Here is a 5,850-nt window from a genome sequence, read left to right as displayed (position 1 = left end):
CCACCGTCGTCGCTACCCGGCGCAGGCAGGGCGCCGCCCGGACCCCGACGGATCACTAGCCTCGTTCTGCCGCTAACTGTTGATCACGGGTGGCTGACCGCTGGTTGATCTTTCCTTATGGTTCGTCCGGCGTGTGGGCATGGTGATTACCCGGCCCGTGGCCGGGTTCTTCCTCCGGGACGGTTGTCGGGGGCGGGTAGCGGTGTTCAGGTTCAGCGGCCCAGGACCATCCGTCGGCGGTGCGCAGGACGGCGCGTCGGGCGGAACGGGTGAGGCGGGCGGGGACGTGTAGCAGCCGGTGACGGCGATGTTGTGGAGGTGGGCGATGGCGGACGAGGTATCGGTCAATCTGCGGGGCGGCGCCGTCGTCGTCGCGCAGGATCTCCCAGCACAGTGTCCGGCCGCTGCCGTCCAACGGTGATCTCGACCGAATGGTGTGTTCTTCACTGAAGCTCCCGGGCGCCCGGTATCGGCCTCAACCGATCTAGGTCATGTGCAGCGGTGCCCGCGAGGGCCTCGACCCGGGCGCCGCGGAAGCGCACTCCATGCAGTGCCAGGCGGCGGAGATCCTCAGGTAGGTGTGGGCGCACGGCCATAGTGTCGGGCTCCGGATCGATGCCGAGCATCATGCGGAGCAGCATCATCGGCGCACCGGCGGCCCACGCCTGCGGGGAGCAGGCGGTGGGGTAAAGCACGGGCACCAGGGTGCTTTCTCGTGGGTAGCCTGCGAGTGCCTCGGGCAGTCGATGGCGCAGATGATGGCCGGCCTGCAACAGCCCCATCGCGAGTTGGTTGGCCTCGTCGCGGTGTCCGTACCGGGCAAGCCCGGCTGCGGCGATCGCGGTGTCGTGCGGCCAAACGGTGCCGTTGTGGTACTCAAGCGGGTTGTAGGCTGGCTGCTCGTCAGCGAGCGTGCGCACGCCCCATCCCGTAAACATCCGGGGCCCGCAGAGCAGCGCGGCGAGCGCGTCAACGCGTTCGGGCGGCACGATCCCGCTCCACAGCAGGTGTCCGATGTTGGAGGTCAACGTGGTCACCGGCTTCTTGTCCCCGTCCAACGCGAGTGCGTAATAGCCGAGGTCGGGTAGCCAAAAGTCGGTGTTGAACCGGCGATAGAGTTCCTCGGCGTCGCGCTCCAGACGCTCGGCGAGGCCGGGGTCGTTCCAAATCTCCCGCGCGAGCCGCGCCGTCCGGCGGCGCGCGTCGTAGGCATAGCCCTGAATTTCGCAGGTGGCCCGGGGAAGCTTGGCGAGGCTGCCGTCGGGGTGGACCACCGAGTTCCAGGAGTCCTTCCAGCATTGGTTGACCAGACCGCTGCGCGGGTTGCGAGTCTGGTATTCGATGTAGCCGTCGTGGTCGAGATCGCCGTACGTCTCCAGCCACCGCAACGCCGCGCGGGCCGCAGGCTGGAGGTCCTGTACGGTCTGCGTGTCACCGGTCCACCGTTCGTACTCGTCTAGGACGATCAGGAACAGCGGCGTGGTGTCAGCGGCACCGAAGTACGGGGACTGCGGACGCTCGCCGAAATGGGCACGCTCCCCGTTGCGCAGTTCGTGCAGGATCTTCCCCGGTTCGGCATCGCGGTGGTCGTCCTCATGGATCGCCTGCCGCTCGGCGAGGGCCCGCAAAGTCGTATAGGCAAGTTCGGGGTGGAACGGCAGCATCTGATAGCTGACTAGGAGGCTATCGCGGCCGAACACCGCCATGAACCAGGGCAGCCCGGCGGCGGGCAGAGAGGCTCTATCTCCGACGAAGGGGTAGAACCTCAACGCGGCGAGGTCGAGAAGGCTGCGGTGGTAGATGTGCAGCAAGTCGTCCCAGTCCGTGTCCAAGATGGGTGACGCGTCCAGCCATTCTCGGATGCTGTAAGGCATGTCCGGGTGGTGGTGGCGGCGCTGTAGCGCCGCGTCCACTTCGACCCCAACCCGGATCTGGATGTCGATGCCCCACTCTTGTCCAGGTGGTAGCTCGTGTCGGAAGGTGAGCGATTCCTCGGTAACGAAGGCACCGGGGGCGTCGATGTGGGTTTCGCGGCAGAAGTCGGCGCGGCTGTAGCCCAACGAGATCCCGCCGTCGCGCCGATGGCGGTACAGATGGCCGGTTTTTGACATCTGATCCTTGACGTCGAAGATGTCGGCGAAGTCGGCGTCGAATATCATCGTGAGTTCGAACGCGACCGGCGTGTTGCCGAAGTTGTGGACCGTGATGCGCTCCTGCATGCCAGTCGCCACTTCGCGGCGGCGGGTGACCGACAGCGACGGGTTCCGGTAGATCGTTCCGGTCGGCTCGATCAGAAAGAAAACAACTTCGTCGTACTCGAGGTTGTCCGCGCTCAGCGCCTCCAGTTGGTGGCCGTTGAGGCGCAGCTGCCACCGCGATAAGTGCCGCATGTCGCGATAGAACAGCCCGTCGGGGACGTTAGCGGCGGGGTTGATGTCACCCTGCCGGTCGCTTACAACGAAGGCGTCTCCCTGCAGGATATTGATCTGGTCGAGCCGCACGCTTCCCCTCCGCTCTGGCCACGCGAACCGCCGCTGCTGGCAAGCCCGGTGCGTTGGTGGGGTTTCCCTTCTAGATGCGGTTACACCACGACTTTTCCAAATCGGAATGTTAGCCGGATAGGCGACAACCTGCCCACCGCCTAGTAGTGCTTTGTCATGATCGGATGCGGTTCCGGGGTTTTCGTCTGGTGGGGAAGCGGGTTTTGCAGGTGGGGCAGGCGCCGGCGAGGCGGACGAGGAGGTGTTGCAGGTCGCGGAGGACTGCGTAGAGGCTCAGGCCGGCGCTGCTGCTTTTGGGTGGTGCAGGCGTTGCAGGGTGCAGAAGGCGTGGGCTGCGGAGACGAGGGTGACGTGGTGGTGCCAGCCTTGCCAGGTGCGGCCTTCGTAGTGGTCCAGGCCGAGGCCGGTTTTCAGTTCGCGGTAGTCGTGTTCGATGCGCCAGCGCAGTTTCGCCCAGCGGATGAGGGTGCGTTTCGCGGTAGTGGTGGGAAGGTTCGACAGCCAGTACTTGGTCGGCTCGTCGCAGCCGGGTGGCCATTGCGCGATCAGCCACGCTTCGGGCAGCTCCTGGCCGCGGTGCGCGGCAAGGAGGGTTCGTCCGGCGCGGGTGCGGTGCGGGGCGACCCGGCGGCGTACGGCGGCCGCGGGTCGTACTCGATGCCGAGCTGGAGGGTCTGGGCGAAGCCGTCCCCGACGATCCGGCCGGCCAGCGTGAGCGCCATGTCGATGCCCGAGGAAACCCCGGCCGCGGTGACGTACTTGCCGTCGAAGACCACCCGCTCGCCGGTCGGCTGGGCGCCGAAGGCGGGCAGCTGGTCCAGGGCCAGCCCAGTGCGAGGTGGCCCGCCGGCCGTCGAGCAGCCCGGCCGCGGCCAGCAGCAGCGAGCCGGTGCAGACCGAGGTGGTCCAGGTGGTGGTGGCGTCCACCGCGCGGAGCCAGTCGAGCAGTCGGGTGTCGGTCATCCGGGTGATCTGCCCGGGACCGCCGGGCACCACCAGCACGTCCGGGCGAGTCACCTCGTCCAGGGTGGCCATCGCTCGCCAATGACGCGGCGAGAGCACCCCCAAGCTTGTCGGCTACGTCGTCCGCCGCCTCGAAGGCGAGAAAGGTCCAGATGGCTGGCTGCGTCTCCGACGCCGAGCCCGACACATCCTTCCGGGTCACACGCGTAATGCTCAGCCCCGCTACCCGGAGGTCGGCACCCGGGCGCAGGCTTTCGGCTAACAACGTCCCGCGAATCATGAAGCGAGGGTGCCAGCCGCCTACGACGACCTCAGCCGGAGACCGGGTGAGTTGGACTGCCACCTCCCATGGGCCATCATGTCGGCCATGAACTCACCTGCACGGGATCGCGCCCGGCCTGGCGGAGAGCAGCTCGTCAAGATCTGGTTTAGGTTTGTCCCGCGGGAAGGGTGGCTTCCCTACGACACAGAGGGACTGTGGGGCGTTGCCGTTGGCCCTGACACGGTTCGCATCTGCAACGTGCCGTTCCTGCAAGACGGCGTGGCCGAGGGGGACGTCGTGCGCTTCACGACGCGCCCTGACGGACGTCGCTGGGCAACCGAGCGGGTCGAGGCGTCGGGCAACTGCACGATAAGAATCCTGCCGATCCCAGACGGCCCACTGGGGCGAAGCGCCAGAGCCGTGCACGACCGCTTGGCGCCGTTCGGCCTCGGGGGCGAGACGTTCAGTAAGGACCTCCCTCTCGTCGCCCTGACCGTGCCGGCGAGCGCAGACCTTCCATCGATTAAGGCGACGCTGCTCCGCGGCGAGGCGGAGGGCTGGTGGCAGTTCGAGGCCGTATGCGTCACCGACAAATGGGGAGCGGCCTAACCAGCTGACCATGTCACGCAGGTCCTGATACCGGTCCGTCACGCAGGTCTTGAGACCAGACATGCCGGCCTGCCGGCTGTCGGGCTCCACTTGATCCGTTACGGATCAGCGTCGGATGATGCGTGACACCGATGGCCCGGTGTAGTGCCGGACCGTTACTCAGCGCGATCGGATCTGTAGAAGGCCGCGAGGCCGCCGGCGTCGAAGGACAACGGGATGCTCTCGGACTACCAACAGCAGCTGCGGGCGAAGTTCCTGGCAGCCCCGGTCGTCGCGCCGCCAGAGCCATGGCGACACCTCGACCAGACGTGGCGCTACATACCGGTGGGCGGGCTGCAAGGCGTCGGCTTCGGTGTCCACCCGCAGACCGGCGTCGACCTGCTGATGGTCGTCTCGATGGACGGCTTTGGTTTGATCGACGCCACAACGGGTGCGAAGATCGCCCGGGACCGTCACCCCGACCCCGACGACGCGTCACCGTCCGGGCCAGACCTGGCCTGTCCGGGCATCGGTGTGCTGGCGGACACGCGGGTACGCATCGCCGGGTTGTTCGGCGGCGGCCTGCACGCCACGACGGACGACGGCTGGACCACCGACGTGGTGGCGCCCGAGTGGCCGAACGATCGCATCCTGCTGTCCGCCGACGGTGGTGCCTATAAGGGCCCACCGGGTACGTCCTGGTGGCACGTCTTCCATGCTGACTACTCCGAACTGCGTGCCGCCGGATTCTCCCCGTCCGGCCGCACCTTGGTGATCGCGACCAGCAGCGATGTGACACTCATCGTCCGCCCTGATTTCGCCTGACCCCATGCGTCACGGCACGTAGCGACGCGCCTCGGCGGAGCGTCACGCATCATCTGACGTCAACCTGTCACGCATCAAGCGGAGTACGACATGCCGGCCTGCCGGCCCGTGGGAGAACTTTCTGTACATCTATCAAGGCGGCCCTTGACGGGCCGCACGCGCTGCCGCCTGGGCGCGCGCCGGCCGCTGCCGCTGTCGCTCTGCGGCCGTCACGCCAACGCCCGGCGGCTGGCGCGGAGAGCGGGAAGCCCGGTGGGCCGCCGCCGAACGACAGGACGTTGATCGGTGGTGTGGTGGGTCGGCAGCCGGCCGGGCCGCGCGGCCAGGACCCGCGCGGCGTAGGGGAGCGCACGCCGGCCGCGTCGGCGAGCTGGCGGCGGTGGCGGGGTTGCGGTTAGTGCGCCTCCGGCGGGGGCGCTCCGGCTCCAGGATGGCCGAAGATCGTTGGCAGCCGCCGGGTCCGTGGGTGGTTGCGGTAGGCCATCCCGCCAGCCATCGACCCGGGCGAGCCGAGCAGACCACCGCCCGGCCCGCCAGCGTCCGTACGAGCCGTCAAGGTCCGCTTGACGTGGCGGGCCGGGCAGCGGCCTGCTCCCCGGAGGGCGGGTCGATGGCAGACGGGATGGCAGGACCGTCTAAGAGCCTGGTAAATAAGGGTTTCAGGTGTGTTGGTGACGGGCGAGGCGGCGGGTCATGACGATGATCATGGCC

At 67.6% G+C, this 5,850-nt stretch carries 3 protein-coding genes and 2 pseudogenes; 2 read left to right on the top strand and 3 right to left on the bottom strand.

Annotated features, from left to right (window positions below):
- Nucleotides 1-443: 443 nt before the first annotated feature.
- From ACLQ2U_RS32035 to ACLQ2U_RS32025, 3 genes and pseudogenes are all read right to left on the bottom strand, one after another.
- Nucleotides 444-2,501, bottom strand: coding sequence for a glycogen debranching N-terminal domain-containing protein (locus tag ACLQ2U_RS32035; RefSeq protein ID WP_425754621.1), 2,058 nt, complete (start codon nucleotides 2,499-2,501; stop codon nucleotides 444-446).
- A 273-nt stretch (nucleotides 2,502-2,774) separates the two neighbouring features.
- A pseudogene (locus ACLQ2U_RS32030) lies at nucleotides 2,775-3,158 on the bottom strand (transposase); the annotation flags it as partial.
- Between the two features lie 228 nt (nucleotides 3,159-3,386).
- Nucleotides 3,387-3,536: pseudogene (locus ACLQ2U_RS32025) on the bottom strand (DJ-1/PfpI family protein); the annotation flags it as partial.
- Between the two features lie 286 nt (nucleotides 3,537-3,822).
- Between ACLQ2U_RS32025 and ACLQ2U_RS32020 the strand changes: the two are divergent.
- A complete protein-coding gene (locus ACLQ2U_RS32020; RefSeq protein WP_425754620.1) occupies nucleotides 3,823-4,335 on the top strand; it encodes a DUF4265 domain-containing protein in 513 nt (170 codons plus the stop codon).
- 216 nt (nucleotides 4,336-4,551) lie between these two features.
- Nucleotides 4,552-5,139 carry a hypothetical protein gene (locus ACLQ2U_RS32015; protein ID WP_425754619.1) on the top strand — a complete coding sequence of 196 codons (588 nt, stop codon included), beginning with the start codon at nucleotides 4,552-4,554 and terminating at the stop codon, nucleotides 5,137-5,139.
- Nucleotides 5,140-5,850: the final 711 nt, after the last annotated feature.

It is taken from the genome of Micromonospora sp. DT47 (genome assembly GCF_049844475.1).
Taxonomy (GTDB): Bacteria; Actinomycetota; Actinomycetes; order Mycobacteriales; family Micromonosporaceae; genus Micromonospora.
The sequence above is the reverse complement of the archived record's forward strand: the minus strand, read 5'-3'. Positions and strand labels throughout refer to the sequence as shown.